11 protein-coding genes are annotated in these 21441 nt (G+C 68.2%); 6 read left to right on the top strand and 5 right to left on the bottom strand.

What is annotated here, in order from left to right:
• Positions 1-2 precede the first annotated feature (2 nt).
• Complete coding sequence (gene metH, locus A5714_RS19825) at positions 3-3755, bottom strand: methionine synthase (protein WP_369828195.1); 3753 nt, start codon at positions 3753-3755, stop codon at positions 3-5.
• Between the two features lie 439 nt (positions 3756-4194).
• Here metH and A5714_RS19820 point away from each other — a divergent pair, with 439 nt between their 5' ends.
• Together A5714_RS19820 and A5714_RS19815 are read left to right on the top strand one after the other, a co-directional pair.
• Positions 4195-5097, top strand: a complete 903-nt coding sequence (locus A5714_RS19820; RefSeq protein ID WP_082959862.1) for a PAC2 family protein — start codon at positions 4195-4197, stop codon at positions 5095-5097.
• A gap of 159 nt (positions 5098-5256) precedes the next feature.
• Complete coding sequence (locus A5714_RS19815) at positions 5257-6702, top strand: amino acid permease (protein ID WP_068288075.1); 1446 nt, start codon at positions 5257-5259, stop codon at positions 6700-6702.
• On the opposite strand, the gene A5714_RS19810 is transcribed toward A5714_RS19815, so the two are convergent.
• Positions 6699-7577, bottom strand: coding sequence for an SDR family oxidoreductase (locus tag A5714_RS19810; protein ID WP_068288072.1), 879 nt, complete (start codon positions 7575-7577; stop codon positions 6699-6701). The two genes, A5714_RS19815 and A5714_RS19810, sit on opposite strands and share 4 nt — an antisense overlap.
• A 132-nt stretch (positions 7578-7709) precedes the next feature.
• Between A5714_RS19810 and A5714_RS19805 the strand changes: the two genes are divergently transcribed.
• The 3 genes from A5714_RS19805 to A5714_RS19795 all read left to right on the top strand — a co-directional run bounded on the left by A5714_RS19805 (position 7710) and on the right by A5714_RS19795 (position 12233).
• Positions 7710-8615: a prephenate dehydrogenase dimerization domain-containing protein gene (locus tag A5714_RS19805; RefSeq protein ID WP_068288069.1), complete on the top strand. Its 906-nt coding sequence runs from the start codon at positions 7710-7712 to the stop codon at positions 8613-8615.
• 220 nt (positions 8616-8835) lie between these two features.
• The gene (locus A5714_RS19800; RefSeq protein ID WP_231973725.1) at positions 8836-9288 is read left to right on the top strand and encodes an MmpS family transport accessory protein; all 453 of its coding nucleotides are present in this window, start codon (positions 8836-8838) and stop codon (positions 9286-9288) included.
• The gene (locus A5714_RS19795) at positions 9285-12233 is read left to right on the top strand and encodes an RND family transporter (RefSeq protein ID WP_082959861.1); all 2949 of its coding nucleotides are present in this window, start codon (positions 9285-9287) and stop codon (positions 12231-12233) included. The genes A5714_RS19800 and A5714_RS19795 overlap by 4 nt, the downstream gene beginning before the upstream one ends.
• 36 nt (positions 12234-12269) lie before the next feature.
• Here A5714_RS19795 and A5714_RS19790 read toward each other — a convergent pair whose 3' ends face one another.
• The 3 genes from A5714_RS19790 to A5714_RS19780 form a co-directional block, all read right to left on the bottom strand.
• Positions 12270-13751 (bottom strand): cytochrome P450, encoded by a 1482-nt coding sequence (locus A5714_RS19790; RefSeq protein WP_197513816.1) that lies wholly within the window; start codon positions 13749-13751, stop codon positions 12270-12272.
• A 13-nt stretch (positions 13752-13764) separates the two neighbouring features.
• Complete coding sequence (locus tag A5714_RS19785; protein WP_156747407.1) at positions 13765-14997, bottom strand: hypothetical protein; 1233 nt, start codon at positions 14995-14997, stop codon at positions 13765-13767.
• A 66-nt stretch (positions 14998-15063) separates the two neighbouring features.
• A complete protein-coding gene (locus tag A5714_RS19780) occupies positions 15064-21186 on the bottom strand; it encodes a non-ribosomal peptide synthetase (protein WP_082959859.1) in 6123 nt (2040 codons plus the stop codon).
• A 64-nt stretch (positions 21187-21250) separates the two neighbouring features.
• Between A5714_RS19780 and A5714_RS19775 the strand changes: the two genes are divergently transcribed.
• The coding region (locus A5714_RS19775) for a phosphopantetheine-binding protein (protein WP_231975935.1) at positions 21251-21441 on the top strand (191 nt) is incomplete at its 3' end.

Raw genomic sequence — 21441 nt, 5'->3', positions numbered from 1 at the left:
GCTCAATCCTCCGGGTTGTAGCCGAGGTTGGGGGCGAGCCAGCGCTCGGCTTCCTGCAGCGTCCAGCCCTTGCGCTTGGCGTAGTCGGCGACCTGATCCTGGGCCAGTCGACCGACCACGAAGTACTGCGACTGGGGATGCGAGAAGTACCACCCGCTGACGGCGGCGCCGGGCCACATCGCCATCGACTCGGTCAGTTCGATGCCGGTGCGCTCGGTCACGTCCAGCAGCTCGAACAGCGTCACCTTCTCGGTGTGCTCCGGGCAGGCCGGATAACCCGGTGCCGGACGGATTCCGCGGTACTTCTCGTCGATGAGCGCGTCGTTGTCCAGCTGTTCGTCCGGCTCGAACCCCCAGAACTCCTTGCGGACCCGTTGGTGCATCCGTTCGGCGAAGGCCTCGGCGAGCCGGTCGGCCACCGACTCCAGCAGGATCGCGCTGTAGTCGTCGAGGGCTGCCTTGAACTCGGCGATCTTCTCCTGGCCGCCGAGACCGGCAGTGACGGCGAAGGCGCCCACGTAGTCGGCCAGACCGGTGTCTTTGGGGGCGACGAAGTCGCCCAGTGACCGGTTCGGGATGCCGTCCCGGTGCTCCCCCTGCTGGCGCAGGTTGTGCAGCGTGGTCAGGACCTCGGTGCGGGTGTCGTCGGTGTAGACCTCGATGTCGTCACCGACGGCGTTGGCCGGGAAGAATCCGATGACCCCGTTGGCGGTGAGCCATTTCTCCTTGATCGCGGTATCCAGCATCTGCTGGGCGTCGTCGTAGAGCTTGCGGGCCGCTTCCCCGGAGGCCGGGTTGTTGAGGATGTCGGGGAAGCGGCCCTTCATCTCCCAGGCGTTGAAGAACGGCTGCCAGTCGATGTATTCGCGCAGCTCGGCGAGGTCGTAGTCCTTGAATTCCCGCACGCCCAGGCCTTGCGCCGGTACCGGCGGCGTATAGCCGTCCCAGTCGACGGGCGTCCGGTTCGCGCGGGCCTTCTCCAGCGTCAGCAGCGGACGCTCGTTCTTCTGCGCGTGCCGTTCGCGCAGCGACGCGTAGTCCTTCTCGGTGGCCTCCAGCAGCGCCGGGCGCTGCTTGTCGTCGAGCAGCGCCGCCGCGACCGGCACCGAGCGAGACGCGTCCTTGACCCAGACGACGGGGCCGCTGCGCCGTGGCGCCACCTTGACGGCCGTGTGGGCGCGCGAGGTGGTCGCACCGCCGATGAGCAGCGGGATCTCGAGGCCTTCGCGTTCCATTTCGACGGCAAAGTTGACCATCTCGTCCAACGACGGTGTGATCAGCCCGGACAGCCCGATGATGTCGGCATCGTGTTCGGCCGCCGCGGCCAGAATCTTCTCGGCGGGCACCATGACACCGAGGTCGATCACCTCGAAGTTGTTGCACTGCAGGACGACTCCGACGATGTTCTTGCCGATGTCGTGGACGTCGCCCTTGACGGTCGCCATGATGATGGTGCCGTTGGTGTCCTTCGCCGCGGCCGTGCCGTTCTGCTCTTTCTCTTTCTCGATGAACGGCAGCAGGTATGCCACGGCCTTCTTCATCACCCGGGCCGACTTCACCACCTGCGGCAGGAACATCTTGCCCGAGCCGAACAGGTCGCCGACGACGTTCATACCGTCCATCAGCGGGCCCTCGATCACCTCGATCGGGCGACCACCGGCCTCGGCGATCTCGGCCCGCAGCTCCTCGGTGTCGGCGTCGACGTGGGCGTCGATGCCCTTGACCAAAGCGTGCGTAATCCGTTCGCGCACGGGAAGATTGCGCCACTCGGCGGTCGCCGGGCCCTCGCTTTGCTCGGACTTGTTGAACCGCTCGGCGATCTCCAGCAGCCGCTCGGCCGCGTCCTCGCGACGGTTCAGCACGACGTCCTCGATGCGCTCGCGCAGCTCGGGATCGATCGAGTCATACGGCACCAGCGCGCCAGCGTTGACGATTCCCATGTCCAGGCCGGCCTTGATGGCGTGGTACAGGAATACCGCGTGGATCGCCTCACGGACCGGGTTGTTGCCGCGGAACGAGAACGACACGTTCGAGATGCCGCCGGAGATGTGCACGCCCGGCAGGTTCTCCTTGATCCAGGCGCAGGCCTCGATGAAGTCGATCCCGTAGGTGGCGTGCTCCTCAATGCCGGTCGCCAAGGCGAAGCAGTTCGGGTCGAAGATGATGTCCTCGGGCGGGAAACCGACCTCTTCGGTCAGGATTCGGTAAGCGCGCCCGCAGATTTCCTTGCGGCGCTCCAGGTTGTCGGCCTGGCCCTGCTCGTCGAACGCCATCACGACGACGGCGGCGCCGTACTTGCGGCACAGCCGGGCCTCGCGGACGAACTTCTCCTCGCCCTCCTTCATGGAGATCGAGTTGACGATCGGCTTGCCCTGCACGTTCTTCAGGCCGGCCTCGATGACCTCCCACTTCGAGGAGTCGATCATCACCGGCACGCGGCTGATGTCGGGCTCGGCGGCGACCAGCTTGGTGAACCGGTCCATCGCGGCAACGCCGTCGATCATGCCCTCGTCCATGTTGATGTCGATGACCTGCGCACCGACCTCGACCTGCTGCAGTGCGACCGACAGCGCGCTGTCGTAGTCCTCGGCCTTGATCAGGTTGCGGAACCGCGCAGAGCCGGTGATGTTGGTGCGCTCACCGATGTTGACGAACAGCGAGTCGTCGGTGATGTTGAGCGGCTCCAGACCCGAGAGCCGGGTGGCCACCTCGAGCTGCGGCACCTCGCGAGGCGCCTTGCCCTCGACCACCTTGGCGATCTCGGCGATGTGCGGTGGCGCAGTCCCGCAGCAGCCGCCCACCAGGTTGACCAGCCCGGCCTCGGCGAAGTCGGCGATGTAGCTGGCCTGACGCTCGGGGGATTCGTCGTACTCGCCGAAGGCGTTGGGCAATCCCGCGTTCGGGTAACAGGAGACGAAGGTGTCCGCGATGCGGGACACCTCGGCGATGTAGGGCCGCATCTCCGGCGCGCCCAGCGCGCAGTTGAGGCCTACCGCAATGGGTTTCGCGTGCCGAATCGAATTCCAGAACGCCTCGGTGACCTGACCGGACAAGGTGCGCCCGGACGCGTCGGTGATGGTGCCGGAGATGATCACCGGCCAGCGGCGCCCGCGCTCCTCGAACAGGGTCTCGACGGCGAACACCGCCGCCTTGGCGTTGAGCGAGTCGAAGATCGTCTCGATGATGAGCAGGTCGGCGCCGCCGTCGACCAGGCCGTTGGCGGCCTCGAGGTAGGCCGCGACCAGTTGGTCGTAGGAGACGTTGCGCGCCCCGGGGTCGTTGACGTCGGGCGAGATCGACGCGGTCCGCGTCGTCGGGCCGATCGCACCGGCCACATAGCGCGGCTTGTCCGGGGTGCTGTACTCGTCGGCGGCCGCCCGGGCCAGCGCGGCACCGGCATAGTTCAACTCGTACGCCAGATCCGCCATGTCGTAGTCGGACAGTGAGATGGCATTCGCGTTGAACGTGTTCGTTTCGAGGATGTCGGCGCCCGCGTCGAGGTATTCGCGGTGAATGCCCTCGATGATCTGCGGCTGCGTCAGGTTGAGCAGGTCATTGTTGCCCTGCAGGGCGGTCGGCCACTCGGTGAATCGGTCGCCGCGGTAGCCGGCCTCGTCCGGGCGGTCCCGCTGAATCGCCGTGCCCATCGCGCCGTCGATCACCATGATCCGCCGGCTCAACGCGGCGGTCAGCTCGTCGGTGCAGTCGGGGCGGATGTTCGGCTCGGGGCTGAACTTCGGCTCAGAGGAGGTCACGCGCAATCCTTCCATTACGGAAGGCGTCCTTGACTCTGCCGAGCGTGGCGGCGATCGGAAGGGGCGAACCCCCCCGACAACCGTTGCAACGCCTCTCGACGGTGAAAAGTCTACGTCGTCGGCCGCAGTCTGGACGCCCAGCTCTACGCGATCCGCGTGAAGTTCGCCGAACCCGGGCGCACCCGCCCGCGGATCTTGTCGCCACTGTCGTAGTTACCAAGGTTAACCAATTTGCTGTCGCGGGTATTTCGCCTCGGCCGGTCGCCGGAGCTCACCCGTGCGGGCGGTCGCAGCCGCGGTGTCGCGGTGAGGTCCGCCGCCAACGATCACCCCATAAGAATAGTGCTTCTATGCAAAGTGCCCGGTGAACCGGCCGTCGGCCCAAAGATCGCCGCCACCGAGCCCCAAAGAATGGGGCCCCAGGCCGTACGCTGATTCTGTGACCCCGCCCGACGGCCCCCCTTTCGGCCTCCCCAGTGGTCAGGCCGCACTGCCCGAACTGCACCACACCATCGTGGTGGCCGCATTCGAGGGTTGGAACGACGCCGGTGACGCGGCGAGCGACGCGCTGGAACACCTCGAGGCCATCTGGGAAGCGGACCCGATCCTGGAGATCGACGACGAGGCGTACTACGACTACCAGGTCAATCGCCCGGTCATCCGGCAGGTCGACGGGGTGACCCGCGAGTTGGTGTGGCCGGCGATGCGCATTTCGCACTGCCGACCGCCCGGCAGCGACCGTGACGTAGTGCTTATGCACGGGGTGGAGCCCAACATGCGGTGGCGGACCTTCTGCGCCGAACTGGTGGCCATCGCCGACAAGCTCAACGTCGACACGGTGGTGATCCTGGGTGCCCTGCTGGCCGATACCCCGCACACCCGGCCCGTGCCGGTGTCGGGCGCGGCTTACTCCCCCGAGTCCGCGAAACGATTCGGGTTGGAGGAGAGCCGCTACGAAGGCCCGACCGGCATCGCCGGGGTGTTCCAAGACGCCTGCGTGGCCGCCGGTATCCCGGCGGTGACGTTCTGGGCGGCGGTGCCGCACTACGTGTCGCAGCCGCCGAACCCGAAGGCGACCGTCGCCCTGCTGCGCCGCGTCGAAGACGTCCTCGACATCGAGGTGCCGCTGGCGGACCTGCCCACCGACGCCGAGGAGTGGGAGCAGGCGGTCACCGAGATGGCCGCCGAGGACGAGGACCTGGCCGAGTACGTACTGTCGCTCGAGCAACGCGGCGACGCCGAAGTCGACATGAACGAAGCGCTGGGCAAGATCGACGGCGACGCGCTCGCCGCGGAGTTCGAGCGTTACCTGCGCCGCCGGCGCCCCGGGTTCGGGCGCTAGGCCGTCCGGCGCGCCGTGGGGCAAACTTGCCGCCGGCCGGTGAAGTAGGAGAGCATCGCTTCCCGACCGGCCGGGGGGCGTCCGTTCGTTGCACGCAGCTCAGGCGAACCATTCCCCCACACCGGCCGCATGTGAAACCCGACCACGATGGGACGATTCATGGCCGCGTTGCCTGACGAGGGCGCCCCGAAGCGGGCCTCCGACGCCTTCGGCGAAGAGGCGGGCTATCACAAGGGGCTCAAACCCCGCCAGGTGCAGATGATCGGCATCGGCGGCGCGATCGGATCCGGGCTGTTCCTCGGGGCGGGTGGCCGGCTGGCCAAGGCCGGCCCCGGCATGTTCCTGGTCTACGCCGTCTGCGGCATCTTCGTGTTCCTGATCCTGCGGGCGCTGGGCGAATTGGTGTTGCACCGACCGTCGTCGGGCTCGTTCGTGTCCTACGCGCGCGAGATGTTCGGCGAGAAGGCCGCCTACGCCGTGGGCTGGATGTACTTCCTGGGTTGGTCGATGACCTCGATCGTGGACACCACCGCGATCGCGACGTATCTGCGCCGATGGAGCACCTTCGCCGCGGTGCCGCAATGGGCCCTGGCGCTCATCGCCCTCATCGTGGTGCTGTCGATGAACCTCATCTCGGTGGAGTGGTTCGGCGAGCTGGAATTCTGGGCCGCGCTGGTCAAGGTGTTCGCCCTGGTGGCTTTCCTGGTCGTGGGCCTGGTGTTCCTCGGCGGCCGCTACCACATCGACGGCCAACCCACCGGGGTGAGTGTGTGGACCCACCACGGCGGGCTGTTCCCCGCCGGGCTGATCCCGATGCTGCTCACCACCTCTGGGGTGATCTTCGCTTATGCCGCAGTCGAATTGGTGGGCACTGCCGCCGGGGAGACCGCCGAGCCGGAGAAGATCATGCCGCGCGCGATCAATTCGGTGGTGGCGCGCATCGCGGTCTTCTACGTCGGCTCGATCGCGCTGTTGGCGGTGCTGCTGCCGTACACGGCCTACAAGGCCACGGAAAGCCCGTTCGTCACGTTCTTCTCCAAGATCGGGTTCCACGGCGCCGGGGACGTCATGAACGTCGTGGTGCTGACCGCGGCGCTGTCGAGCCTGAACGCGGGGTTGTATTCGACCGGCCGGGTCATGCATTCGATGGCCTCCAGTGGCAGCGGCCCGCGATTCGCCACGCGGATGTCGAAGAACGGCGTGCCCTACGTCGGGATCGCGATGGCGGCCGTCATCTGCCTGTTCGGGATCGCGCTGAACGCCGTGAAGCCCGGGGAGGCGTTCGAGATCGTGCTGAACATGGTGGCGCCCGGCATCCTGGCGTGCTGGTCGACGATCGTGCTCTGCCAGCTCAGGTTCTACCGCCGGGCCCAGGCGGGCCTGGTGGAACGGCCGCAGTTCCGCATGCCGTGGGCGCCGTATTCGGGCTACCTCACGCTGGCTTTCCTGGCCGCGGTGCTGGTGCTCATGATGTTCGACAAGCAGACCGGCACCTGGACCATCGCCGCGCTGGTGTTCGTCACTCCGGCGCTGGTCGCCGGCTGGTTCCTGGTGCGCAGACGCGTGGCGGCGGTCGCGTCCGGACTCACCGCCGAAGCCGATTAGGCCTTGCCCAGCCCCTGGTTGTACGCGCTGGTGGAGCGGCCGAGCGCGACGACCTGCGCGTCCAGCTGCGGCAGCAACTCCGCGGTCGGCTTGTGCAGCGGAACCTCGCCGATCGGGGTGGACAGCACCGGCTTGACCCAGCGGAACAGCGCCACCCAGCGCGGGCAGTAGACCCGGGTGCGGCGGCCCTCGATGCCCTTGACGAACGCGGCGGCGCACTTGTCGACCGTCGTCGTCTTGTTCAGTGGCCACGGGAAGCTCGCCAGCAGCTGACCGAACGCGGGCAGGTCGGTCTGCGAGTCGCGGACCAGGGCGGTGTTGATCCACGACATGTGCGCGGAGCCGACCTTGACGCCGCGGTGGGCCACCTCCAGGCGCAGCGCGTTGGCCAGGATTTCGACGCCGGCCTTCGACGCGTTGTACGGCGCGAGGCCGGGGCAGGCGGCGTAGGCCGCCAGCGACGAGACGATCAGCACGTAACCGCGCCGTTCGATCACCGCGGGCAAGGTGGCGCGCACGGTGTGGAAGACGCCGGACACGTTGATGTCGAGCACCCGTTTGAACGCGTCGGGGTCGACCTGCTGCACCGAGCCGTAGCTGGCGATGCCGGCGTTGGCCACCACCACGTCGATGCCGCCGAAGCGCTCGACGGCGCGCGCCGCGGCCGCCTCCATGGCGGGCAGGTCCCGGACGTCGGCCACCGCGGTCAGCACCCGGTCTTCGCCGAGTTCGGCGGCGATCGCCGTCAACTCGCCGTCGTTGAGGTCGGTGAGCACCACCTTGGCGCCCTTGGCGCACAGCCGACGGGCGGTCTCGGCGCCGATGCCGCGGGCACCTCCGGTGATGAAGACGACTTGGTCCTGCAGCGATGTCATGGCGGAGAACGTACCGCAGTCCGGCGGCCGCGGGGCGGGCTGACCTGGTGACGAATGCGGTGCGCGAGCCGCGCACCGACTGGTACGTTCCCCCCGTGACCGGCAAACCCCGCGTGTCGACCGGCTGACCCCTTGGCGGCGCGGCATCCGGCGTTCGGGCGCGCGGTCCTCCTCGGATACGGCGGGGTCGGGCGGCTCCTGCGGGCCCTGGTCGGCGAGCATGTCGAGTCGCTCACCGTCGTCGACGCGCAGCCGGCTCGCGACGACGCCCCGCACGTTCACCTGGTGGCCGACGTCACCGCGCCCATCGACAAACAGTTGGCGCGGGCACTGAACGCCGCCGAGCTGATCATGTGCGCGCTGCCCGAGGACGCCCTGGTCGCGGCGCTGCCGGGTGTGATCGCCGCCGCGTCGCCGCGGGCGGTGCTCGTCGACACCGCCTCGGTCAAGTCCCCCCTGCCGCCGCTGTGGGACGCCGATGGTCCGGCGGTGCTGAGTATCAACCCGATGTTCGCGCCGTCGCTGTCGCCGACGGGCCGCTCGGTGCTCGCCGTCGCCGCCGGTCGGTCCGGCCGACAGCAGGACTTCGTGGAAGTGTTGCGACACAACGACATGGTGGTCACGCTGCTCGACAGCGCCGACGAGCACGACCGGCTGGTCGCGGTCACCCAGGCCGCGGTGCACGCCGCGACGCTGGCCTACGGCCTGACGCTCGCGGGCGCCGGCTTCGCGGGCGAGGAGGTCGCCCGGCTCGCCCCGCCGCCGTGCCGCCAGCAGTTGATGCTGCTCGCCCGCATGGTCGGTCAGCCAGCCGAGGTGTACGAGGACATCCAGCGGTCGAACCCACACGCGGCCGCCATGCGGGCCGAAGTGGTGGCCAACCTCTCCCACATCGGTCACCTGGCGTCCGAGAAGCGCCTCGGCACCGCGATCACCGACATCGCCAATTGGCTTGGCGCCGCCCGAGTTCCGTTGGCCGAGCTGTGTCAAGACGTGTTCGACAACCTCACCCGAACGAACGTCGCGCCCGGGCGGTAACGATAAGCCAAGCGACACAACGGATTCATCCGCGTCGCGGCTACGCCACCGGTCGTATCCAACTACTCTAACGATCCGGCCCGTACCCCTACGAATACCTCATCTCCGGGGTAATGACACGGTCTGCCATCGCATGTGGGATGCGTGGCCAGTGTGCGTGCTTTACTCGGCACGTCCGCCGGCCGACGGCCGGCCCAGCGGCTGACATGGCGCCCGTGCAGTGAGTGGTGAAGTGGCGGTGAAGGGATTGCTCCCAGTCTTACGGCGGTTGTGGATTCCGTTGGCGTTGCTCGTGCTCTTCTGCCTCGCCGGCCTGACCGTGTCGCGGTTGCACGGCGTCTTCGGCGCCGACGAACTCCCGTCGTACGCCGAAGCGATCGGCGCCGAAACCACGCCCGGCGACCCGAAGCACCTGACCTACGAGGTGTTCGGCGTTCCCGGCGCGGCGGCGGACATCTCCTTTTTCGACATGAACGGCGACCCGCAGCTCGTACACGCCCGCCTGCCCTGGTTCTACGGGTTCACGGCCACGGCCGTACCGGTCGGAAGCGTCGTGGCCCAGGGCGACGACGGCACCATCGGGTGCCGCATCGTCGTCGACGGAACCATCAAGACGGAGAAGATCATGGATGAGCCGAGCGCGTTCACCTTCTGCCTGCTGAAAGCGTCATGAGCGGGGCTCGCACCGACGGCGAGCGCCGCACGCCGTCAGCCGTCGCGAGGTGGATCCATCGCTGCGCGGTGCCGATCGTCGTGGCGTGGCTGGCCGTCATCGCTGCGCTCACCATCGGCGTCCCGCCGCTGGAACGGGTCGAGCAGGAGCACGCCGTGTCGTTGACGCCTGAGGACGCCCCGGCGGTCAAGGCGATGAAGCGGATGGGCAACGACTTCAAGGAGTCGACGTCCGACAGCGTGGCGCTGATCGTCATCGAAGGTGAGCAGCCCCTGGAGGCGGTCGCGCACCAATACTACGAGCGCCTCCTGGGCAAGCTGCGCAACGACTCTCGCCACGTCCAGCACATCCAAGACTTCTGGAGCGATCCCCTGACCGCCGGCGCGGCGCAGAGCGCCGACGGCAAGGCCGCCTACGTGCAACTGAACCTGGCCGGCAACGTCGGCCAGGCCCTGGCCAACGAATCGGCCGAGGCCGTTCGCGGCATCGTGGAGCGGACGCCGCCGCCCCCGCGGGTCCGGGCGTATGTCACCGGCCCGGCGGCGCTCACCGCCGACATGTACCGCAGCGGCGACCGGACCGTCGCCGCCATCACCGCGGTGGCCGTCGCGACGATTTTCGTGATGCTGCTCTTGGTCTACCGCTCGCTGGCGACCGTGATCCTGTTGCTGCTCATGGTGGGCCTGGAGTTACTGGTGGCGCGGGGCGTCGTCGCGTTCCTCGGCTCTCACGGCCTGGTGGGGCTCACCACCTACGCCGTCAATCTCCTGGTCTCCCTGGGCATCGCGGCCGGCACCGATTATGGGATCTTCTTCATCGGGCGGTACCAGGAGGCGCGGCAGGCGGGCGAGGACCGCGAGACCGCGTTCTACACCACCTACCGCGGGGTCGCGCACGTCGTGTTGGCGTCCGGGTTGACAATCGCCGGCGCGGTCTTCTGCCTGAGCTTCACGCGACTGCCCGTGTTCCGACCGCTGGGCGCGCCCTGCGCGGTGGGCATGCTGGCCGCCATCGCGGTGGCGCTGACCCTGGTGCCGGCGGTGATCGTCGTGGGCGGCCGATTCGGGCTGTTCGACCCGCGTCGGGCACTCTCCAACCGAAGGTGGCGTCGACTCGGCACGGCCGTGGTCCGTTGGCCCGCACCCATTTTGGCGGCCACGTGCGCGGGCGCCCTCATCGGGTTGCTGGCGCTGCCCGGCTTCAAGATCAACCTCAACGACCGCGATTCCATACCGGCGGACTTCCCGGCCAATCAGGGCTACCAGGCCGCCGCGCGGCACTTCCCCGAGTCGCGAATGGAGCCCGAGATCCTGCTGATCGAAGCCGATCAGGACATGCGTAACCCGGCGGATTTCCTGGTCTTGAACAAGGTGGCCAAGGCGATCTTCGCCATCCCCGGCATCGCGAGGGTGCAGGCGATCACCCGTCCCGAGGGCACCCCGATCGAACACACGTCCCTGGCGTTTCTGATGAGCATGCAAAACGCCGGGCAGGTGCAGAACATGCAGTTGCAACGGGCCCGCATGGAGGGTTTGCGCAAGCAGGCCGACAACATCGACGCGACGATCGCCACGATGACAACCATGTACGACGTGATGCGCCAATTGCAGACCACCACCCACAGCATCGTCGGCAAGACCACGGACCTCGCCGGGGTTACGGACCGGCTACGCGACAACATCGCCGACTTCGATGACTTCTGGAGACCCATTCGCAGCTACTTCTATTGGGAGAAGCACTGTTACGACATCCCCATCTGCTGGTCGTTCAGGTCCCTGTTCGACGCGATGGACGGCGTCGACCAGGTCGACGAGAAATTCCATTCCCTGGTCGACGACCTCGGCAAGATCGACGTGTTGTTGCCGCAACTCCTCGCCCAATTCCCGATACTCATCGAGACCATGACCAGCATGCGCGACACCATGCAAGCCATGTACAGCACCATGTCCGGCTTTTTCTCGCAGATCGACGCGGCCGGCTCGGACGCCACCGCGATGGGTAAGGCCTTCGATGCGGCCCGCAATGACGAGTCCTTCTACCTCCCACCGGACGTCTTCGCGAACAGAGACTTTCAGCGGGCCGAGAGCATGTTCTTGTCCCCGGACGGCACGGCGGTGCGGTTCGTCATCTCGCACCGGGGTGACCCGTTGACGCCCGAGGGCCTGGCGCACGTCGCCGCGATTCGGACCGCCGCGCAGGAGGCGCTCAAGGGAACCCCGTTGGAGTACTCGAGGATCCACATCACCGGTGCCGCCGCGACGGTCAAGGACCTTTGGGATCGGTCACAGTACGACCTGCTGACCGCGGCAGTCTCCGCCATCTGCCTCATCTTCGCCATCATGCTGGTCGTCACGCGCAGCCTCATCGCGGCGCTGACGATCGTGGGCACCGTGACCCTGTCGTTGGGCGCGTCGCTCGGGCTGTCGGTACTCGTTTGGCAGTACCTGCTCGGGATCCAATTGCATTGGGAAGTGTTGGCGATGGCGATCATCGTCTTGCTGGCCGTCGGGTCCGACTACAACCTGCTGCTGGTGTCCCGATTGAAGGAGGAGATCGGCGCCGGCATCAAGACAGGGATGATCCGGGCCATGGGCGGAACCGGGAAAGTCGTGACGTCCGCGGGCCTCGTGTTCGCCTGCACGATGGGCTCGATGGTGGTCAGTGACCTGCGGATCATCGGTCAAGCGGGCACCACCATCGGCTTGGGCCTACTGTTCGACACGCTGGTGGTGCGGGCGTTCATGACGCCGTCGCTCGCCGCGCTGCTCGGGCGCTGGTTCTGGTGGCCGCTCAATGTGCGCCCGCGTCCGGCGAGTTCGATGCTTCGGCCTTATGGGCCGCGCCCGCTGGTGCGCTCGCTGGTGCTGACACCGGCCACACCGGGCAACGGACACCAGGCCGAGCCGCACAACGGGCGGCGCAAGATCATGCAGCCCTCGGGCTGACACGGCGCGCGGCAGCCCCGTCGTGCGCGGGCCGGCTCACCGCCTCGACGAGCGGTTGAACCGGTTGGCGACGAGCATCCCCGTCGGATTCCCCACGTGGGGCGACGAGGCGCTGGGCGATCGGGTGAACGGCCCCCACGGCCAAGGCGGCGCCGTGTCGGGAATGGCCGCGCCGGTGCCGGCCGCCCGGAGGAGAAACCGTTGGTGGACCAGGGCGAGCACGAATTGGGCTTGCAGGTAACCCATCGACGCACCGAAACAGCGATGCGGTCCCGCGCTGAAGGGAACGAAGGCCAAATTGGGCCGTGCCGCCACGATCTCTTTGTCGTAGAACCGCATCGGGTCATAGGCGTCGGGGTTGGGGCCCCACCATCGGGGGTCGCGGTGCAGTACGTGTACCGGGATTCCCACCACGTTGCCCCGCCGGATCCTAAACCCGCCCACGATGTCGTCGGCCATCGCGAAGCGTGGCGTGAACGGATGGGCCTGCAATCGCTGGCCCTCGTCGAAACACGCTTTCGTCCAACGCAACTGGTCCAGATCTTCGAGTGTCGGTGCAGCGCCATCGAGGGCGTCGACTTCGTCGCACAACCGCTGTCGGGCGTCCGGATTGCGGTCGAGGAACCAGAACGTCCATGACAACGCGGCGACGGTGTTCTCGTAACCGCCGCCCACCAGCATGATCATCTCGGTGATGGCGTCGCGCCGGCTGATCGGCGTTCCGTCCTGGTAGCGCGCGTCGAGGATCACCTGCATCATGTCGTCGGACGGCCGACCCTCGGCGAGTCGCCGCTCGATCTGGGCGTTCACCCATTTCCGCACCCGTCGCCACGCCTGCACGCCATTGTCAGCGCCGGGTAGCACCCGTGGCGGCGGGCCGAGGAAGAGCGGTGCGGCAACACTGAAGAACACGACGCGGATATCGGCTTCGAGCTGCCGCAACTCGTCCTCGGGCAGTGTGCGCGAGAACATCGCTCGGACGAAGGCGGGAGCGAGCAGGCCGACAAGTTCCTCCTGCAGGTCGACGGGGGCTCCGCTGTGCGCGAACCGATCCCATGCGTTGAGCCGAGTGGACACTTCTTCGGCAACGATGACGGCGATGCGGGCGAGTTGCTGCCGGCTCATCATCGGCGTCAACAGCTTGCGGCGTTGCCGAAACTCCTCGCCCTCCAGCATGTTCATCGACGTGCCCAGCACCCGCCGGAGCCAACTGACGGGACCGAACATGCTGTACTCGCCATCTCGTTGAGTCATGACGTGGCGTACGTGGTCCGGGTGATTGACGATGACCACGTCGTAGGACGGCAGTGGCAGGCGGTAGACGTCACCGTACATGTCGGCCAGGCGTTGCAAGTAGCCGTACGGATCGGCGCGGTACTCGCGGAGCACGCCCGTGAACGGTCGGCCGCGGGGTCCGGGCGGACGGGGCACCGGGATGCGCCCCCTGGCGCGCACGGCGTCGCGCGCGTATCCCACCGGGTTACGGGTGAGCCAGAACGGGTCGTCTGTCGCCCTCACGAGCCGGGCCTGCTCACAGCCGACCCATCGCCGAATCGGCCACGCGGAACACCTCTTCCGCGTCGTAGAGGTCGCGGGCGAAGGTCACGTTGGCCAGGAAGCGGCCGTTCAACCGGCCAATGGTGAAGAAGACGGTCTGCGTCTTGGTGGTGCCGGTGCCCGATTCGATGCGTTCACAGATCGCCGGGAGCTTGATGTCGCCGACGTTCGACACTGCGCAGGTGATGTTGCGGAACGGCCCGCGGCGGCTGACCGGAATGGTCGCCGAACGCGCCAGCCTTCGGAGCAGCTTCTGCTCGTTGCCGGCCAACGCGCCGAGAACCCACGGCAGCCAGTAGTCGACGCCGTACCGAAACCATCGGAACTGCCGGGCGATCTGCGGCTGCAGGGGCGCGCCGCGCCGCAGCTGCACGGCCAGGCCGCCGGTGTAATTGCCGGGCACGGTGCGCGGTGATTCCGGGGAGTACCGGGCGAGGTCCGTCGGAATCGCGATGGAGACGCGGGTCTTGGCGGGTTGTGCCGACAGCATCGCTTCCGCCACGGCCAGACAGACGTATTGGTGGACCGACATCTCCAGGAAGCGGGCGCGGGCGATGATTCGGCTGGTTTCCAGGACCGAGAACGAGTACATCCGCGACGCGTAGCCCTGATCGTGCGGGACGGGTGTCCGGCCGTGCGTGAGGTCGACGGTCGTGCGGCCCTGTCGCACGCCCGCTTGGGTGAGGAACCGGAGCAGATACGGCGGCAGCAGGAACAGGCCGACGCGCGGTGCCTTGCAGTCGATTCGGTCCACGAGCGGGGTGGGTGGCACCCTTTCGCCACCGACGATGGCCAGCCATTGGTCGATCCATTGCAGCGCCCCGCGACCGTTGGTCAGGACATGGCTGATCTGGAAGCAGACGTCCTTATCCCCCATCTGTGAGATACGCACGGGCAGTTCGGGTGTCATGGCGTGGGCGGGTGAGAGAAGGTCCTCCAGCGTCAGAACTTGCGTGAAGCGCCGACGCTGTCGTTCGAGGGCGGCGTCCAGCTCGGTCGCCGCTATCGGCGTCCACGAGAAGGACTTGCCGGTGGGCTTGAGAACCAGCTGCAGAGCGGGATTGTCGCGCAACACCGATTCGTAAGCGGCCCATAATTGGTTGGGCTCATAACCATCGCGGAATTTCATGACGAATGCCATATCGTCGCCGCGCAGCACGGGCTCCAGCGCCCGAATGGTCAGACTGGCAACCCGGCCTACGTCCACTGGGGTCTCCTCACTCGGTTCGGCGTTGCGTCCCGGAGTTGCCGTCGTGCACCGCATGGGCGGACGTCACAGCATTCCGATGAGCTGCAAGTTGGTGATGTACTTGGTGATGACCTCGGCCGTGACCGTCGGAACGTCCGCGTTGGGGCCGACTTTCGCGCTCCGGACCGCGGCGTGGAATTGCGCGGCCTTGGCCACCGCGGTGCCGACCGGCAATTCGGGGCGTTCGTAGTCCGGAACATATTGCAGCAGCGGCAAAATGGTGTATTCGCGTCGCTGTTCAGGCAGCGCTCGCAGGGCGGCCCGCATCCGGCGTAACCATTCGCCGTTATCGTGGATCCGCTCGATCGGATGCCCGGCCTCGATCAGCCAGTCGACGTAGTCGTCGAGGCCGACGCCGTCCTCGGGAGAGCCGAGGACGTTGTAGGTCCGCACCCCGGTCCGCGCTTGACCACCCAGCGTGGTGATGGCCTCGGCGACGAAATCGACGGGCAGCGCATCGAAGTGGACCTTTTGGCGTCGACCCTGGGCGTCGCGTTCGTAGAACGAGTAGGGAGCCAGGCCCGTGCTGGCCACGGAGAAGATCAGCCGGGTGAACAGATCGGGCAGGTTGAGGTGGCCCTGGTATTCGGTGTGCGTCAGGATGGCCGCGCAGCGGAAGATCGCCACCGGCAACCCACACCGATCGTTGGCTTCGCGCAGCAGCACCTCGGCAGCCCACTTGCTGTTGTTGTAGCCGTTGGCGAGGCTGTCGTCGATCTTGCGGGTCGGGTTCGCGACGCGGATGTCGGCGTCCTCTTCGAGCACGGGCGGATCGGCGGACAACACGTGGCCCATCGTGGACACGTATGTGATGGGCTTGACCGTGGTGGTCAGTGCCAGACGGATCAGCTCCGCGGTGCCAACAACGTTGGGGCGGAACAGTTCGCTGTACGGCAGGGCGTGGCTGACCAGGGCCGCGCAGTCGACGATCAGGTCGACGGTGGCGGCCATCCGCTGCCAGGTTCGGTGGCTCAGGCCAAGCCCGCTGTCGGCTTTGTCACCCGCTATCACCTCCAGGTGGTCGGCCGCCAGTTCGCGGTAGCGCGCCGCCAGCTGCGGGTCGCCCGCGCCGAGCGTGTCGTCGAGGCGGCGCCGCGCCTGCGCGGCGTCGGCGCCCCGGACCAGGCAGACGAGGGTGCCGTCGACGGCGGCGAGCCGCTCCAGCCACTCCATCGCCAGGAAGCGGCCGAGGAAGCCGGTGGCGCCTGTCAGGAGGACGGTGCGCACACACGGATCCGCCAGGGGCAGCGTGCTTGCGGTCGCCAGCGTCTCGGCGTCGACGAACTGGTCGATCCTCAAGTCCGCGGCGTGCAGTTCACCGCCGTGACGGGCCTCGGCGCCGAGCTCGGCCACCTCCGCCAGGCGGCCCACCGTTCGGCACTCGAACACCTCGCGCACCGAGACGCTTACCTCCCGCGCCGCGCACGCGGAGACCAGCTGGATCGAGGCGATGCTGTCACCACCCAGGGCGAAGAAATCGTCGTCGAGCCCGACGGCGTCCCTGTTCAGCAGTTCGGCGAATGCCTCGGCGACGATTTTCTCGGTGTCGGTTTGGGGTGCGCGGTACTTCGCGGCGGTGAAGACGGGCTCCGGCAACGCTTTCCGGTCGACCTTGCCCGATGAGGTGAGCGGGAGCCGGTCCAGCACCACGATGCGGGTGGGCACCAGGTAGTCCGGCAGCCGCGTGGCCAGCGTGTCGCGCACCGCGTCGGCGTCCGGCGGGGCTGCGCCGCTGACATACCCGACGAGGTGGTCGGCGCCCCCGAGCCGGTGGACGGCGGCGGCGGCCGCGTTCACCGAAGGGCAAGCCAGCAGCGCGTTCTCGATCTCACCGAGTTCGACCCGCTGGCCGCGTAGTTTGACCTGAAAATCCGCGCGGCCCAGGTATTGCAGGTTTCTGGCGTTTGTCCAGCGCACCAGATCTCCGGTGCGGTACATCCGCGCCCCCGGCTCGCCGAACGGGTTGGGCACGAAGCGCTCGGCGGTGAGATTCGGCCGGCCGAGGTATCCGTGCGCCAAAGCCGGTCCCGCCAAGTACAACTCACCGGCCACCCCCACGGGCACCGGGTTGAGCCGACCGTCGAGCACCAGCGCGCACACCCCCGGGTTCGGGGCGCCGATCGTGATCGGCTCGCCCGGCGTCAACGGCGGACTGCACGTCGCCCAGATGGTGCTCTCCGCGGGGCCATAGGCGTTGAGCAGGCGCCGCCCCGGCGCCCACGCGGCCACCAACTCCGCGGGACAGGCCTCACCGGCCGTCATCACGGTATCCAGCGTCCCGAGCAGGTCGCGGTCCAGCGAGGCCAACACCGTGGGCGTCAACACCGCCGCGTTGACCCCCCGCTCGGCGATCAACTCCGTCAACGCCCGTCCGGCGTACGCGTGCGCCGGAGCCACCACCAGCGCCGACCGGGACTCCACTGCCGACAGCAGTTCGAAGATCGAGGCGTCAAAGGTGGGCGCGGCCACCATCAACATCCGCGACCGCCGGGCAACGCCATAGACCTGCCGCTGCGCCGACGCCACGCCGAGCAGCCCGGCGTGGCTGACGGCAACGCCTTTCGGCACCCCGGTCGACCCCGACGTGAAGATCAGGTACGCGGTGTTGTCCGCCCGCAGACGATCCGTAAGTGGCTCCGCCGAAACCTTGGTGAGGTCCAGACGATCCATGCGCAGCACCGGCCGCCGTCCGGCCCCGCCCACGGCGCCGCCCCCACACGCCAGCACGCAGGCGGCGTCGACGGCGTCGAGCACCTGCCCGACGCGCGCGGCGGGATGGGTGGTGTTCACGGGCACGTAGATGCCGCCGGCCTTGAGCACCGCCCACCACGCCACCACCAGCTCGACGCACCGGTCCAGCGCCACCGCCACCGCGCGTTCGGGCCCGACGCCACGCTCGATCAACAGGCGAGCCACCCGCGACGACCACGCGTCCAGCTCGCCGTAGGAGACCACCCGCGCCCCGTCGACGACGGCCACCGCCGCCGGGTCGGCCGCCACCGTCGCCGTCAACAGCTCCGTGGCCACCCCTATGGGCACCGGCACGTCGGCCCCCGACCACTGCGACAACACAAGGGCGCGTTCGTGCTTGTCCAGCAGCGAGACGTCAGCGACGGTCACCGCGGGATCGGTGGCAACGGCCTCGACGACTCGACCGAACCAGGTGAGGAGCCGGTCGATGGTGGAGCGGTCGAACAGCTCGGCGGCGTAGGACAACACGCCGGCGAGCATCGGGGCCGCCGAATCCTGGGTGCGTACCTCCGCCAGATCGAAGTCCAGGTCGAATTTGACCGGCCGCCGGAACACGCTCAGCTGCTCGACACGGACCCCCTCGAACGCCACCGCCTGGGGGGGCTCGTCGTTCTGAAACGCCAGGCATACCTGAAACAGGGGGTGATGCGCCATCGAGCGCGTCGGGTTGAGCTGGTCGACCAGGCGCTCGAAGGGCACCTCCTGGTTGCTGTAGGCGTCCAGGGCCTTGCGTCGCACCTGCTCGAGCACGTCGTGAAACCGGTGCTCGGGCTTGACCTGGACCCGCAACACCCAGGTGTTGACGAAGAACCCGACCAGGTCGTCCAGCGCCTCGTCCAGCCGCCCCGCAATCGGAGAGCCCAACACGACGTCCTCGCCGGCGCCGGCGCGGTGCAGCACTACCGCCAACAAGGCCTGCAGGACCATTGCCGGCGTCGCGGTGTGCGCACTCGCCAAGGCCTTGAGGCGAGCCCACACCGGCGCCTCGATCCGCAGCTGCACCTCGTCACCGCGATGCGTGGGCACCGGTGGCCGGGGTCGATCGGGAGGCAGCGACACCAGCTCCGGCAGGTTGGCCAGTTCCCTGCGCCAGTGCGTGAGCTGTCGCGAGATCACGCTGTTCGGGTCGGACTCGGCGCCCAGCCAGTCCCGTTGCCAGAGGGCGTAATCCACGTACTGTACGGCCAAGGGAGCCCACGCGGGCGGCTTGCCGTGGCACCGTGCCTGGTAGGCCCGGCCGATGTCGGCGACCATGGGGGCCATCGACGATCCGTCGAAGGCGATGTGGTGCAGCACGATTCCTAACACGTGTTGGCCGGGGCCCGTCGAATAGAGTTGCGCGCGGATCGGCACTTCCGTCGAGAGGTCGAATCGGTGCGCTGCCAACGCGAGCAACTCGTCGGTGATGCCGCGCGGGGACGTCACCGAAACGTCCGGCGCCGCGTCCGGCCGCCACATTCCCGGCCGCGGGGCCAGAACCTGTTGGAACGCCACGCCGTCGACGTCGGGGAAGACGGTGCGCAGCGACTCGTGCCGGGCGATCACGTCGTCCAGGGCAGCGCCCAGCGCCTCGGTGTCCAGCGGGCCGTCGAAGCGGAAGGCGGTCGGCATGTTGTACGTCGGTGCGCCGCTGTCGAACCGGTTGAGGAACCACATCCGCTGCTGCGCGTACGACAGCGGGATGTGTTCGGGCCGGGGCCGCGGGCGCAGCGGTGGGCGGGTCGCGCCGCCCCGGGAGCGGTCGAGGTGCCGGGCGACGTCACCGACGACGGGGGCATCGAAGAGGGACCGCACGGGCACGTCGCGGCCCAGCAGTAGGCGCAGCCGCGCGCTCACCCGGGTCGCGGTCAACGAGTCCCCGCCGAGGGTGAAGAAGTCGTCGTCGAGCCCGACCCGGTCCAGTCCCAAGACCGCGGCGAATACCTCGGCCACGGTTCGCTCGGTAGCGGTCTCCGGCGTCCGGTACTGCGCGGCGGCAAACACCGGTTCCGGGAGGGCCTTTCGGTCGACCTTCCCCGACCGGGTCAGGGGTAGCTGGTCCACGACCACGATCTGGGTGGGCACCATGTAGTCGGGCAGCCAGCCAGCCAACGCGTGACGCACCGCGTCGGGGTCAGGCCGTCGGGTCGTTCCGCTGACGTAACCGATCAGATGCTCGCCGGTGCCGTGGTGGTGAATCGCGACGGCCGCGGCCGAGACCTCGGGACAGGCAAGCATGGTGTTCTCGATTTCACCGAGTTCGATGCGTTGGCCGCGCAGTTTGATCTGGGCGTCGGCGCGGCCCAGGTAGTCCAGCTCGCCGCAGTCGGTCCACCGGGCCAGGTCCCCGGTGCGATACATCCGTGCGCCGCGCTCACCGAAGGGGTCGGCCACGAAGCGTTCCGCGGTCAGGTCGGGCCGGCCCACGTAGCCGTGCGCCACACCCGGCCCGGCCAAATACAACTCACCGGCCACCCCCACGGGGGCGGGGCGCAGGCGTTGGTCGAGGACCAGCGCCACCACGGCGGGTAGCGGCGTGCCGATGGTCACCGGGCGGCCTTGCGCCAGGGGGGCACTACAGGTCGCCCAGATCGTCGCCTCGGTGGGTCCGTAGTTGTTGAGCATGCGCCGGCCCGGCGCCCACGCGGCCACCAGCTCGGCGGGGCAAGCCTCCCCTACGGTGATCACCGTGGACAGCGCGCCCAGTAGGTCGCGGTCCAGCGACGCCAACACCGTCGGCGTGAGCATCGCGGCGCTGACCCGGTGTTCGGCCAGCAAGGCCGTCAGTGCCTGGCCCGCGTAGACGTCCGCGGGCGCCACCACCAGCGCCGCGCCCGACGACGCCGCGGACACCATCTCCGAGATCGACGCATCGAACGTCGGCGCGGCCACCAATAACATCCGCGACCGCGGACTCATGCCATACAGGTGGCGGTGCGCCGAAGCAACGCCGAGCAGGCCCGCGTGGCTGACCGCAACGCCTTTGGGCGCACCGGTGGACCCCGACGTGAAGATCACGTAGGCGCTGTTGCGAATCATCAACGGAGACAACCGGTCCGCGTCACCGATCGGCCGATCGGACCGTGCCGAGAGATCCGTTCCGTCGACCCGTAGCACCGGCCGTTGCCCGGCCCCACCGACCGCGTCGTCACCCCGGCTCAACACACACACCGCATCCACCGCGTCAAGCACCCCAGCAACCCGCGACGCCGGATGCCCCCGACCCACCGGCACATACACCCCACCGGCCTTGAGCACCGCCCACCACGCCACCACCAACTCCACACACCGGTCCAGCGCCACCCCCACCGCCCGCTCCGGCCCGACACCACACTCAATCAACAACCGCGCCAACCGCGACGACCACGCATCCAACTCGCCATAAGACACCACCCGCGCCCCATCAACCACCGCCACCGCCGCACACTACCGGCCGCCGCAGACCGACACCGAGAAGATCGTCGCCGAAGCATTCGCCGAAGTGTTACACCGAGACGCGGTCGGCCTCGACGACGACTTCTTCGCCCTCGGCGGTGACTCGTTGATCGCGACCCGGGTGAGCGCTCGGTTGCAGGCCGCGCTGGCCAGGGAAGTGCCGGTCCGCTACCTGTTCGAGGTCTCCACCGTGCGCGACCTCGCCGACCATCTGAACCGGCATCGTGGCGGTCCGGC

Origin of the sequence: Mycobacterium sp. E2462 (genome assembly GCF_001672685.1) — a bacterium.
Taxonomy (GTDB): domain Bacteria; phylum Actinomycetota; class Actinomycetes; order Mycobacteriales; family Mycobacteriaceae; genus Mycobacterium.
Note: the sequence above shows the minus strand (reverse complement) of the source record. Positions and strands in the feature narration are given on the sequence as shown.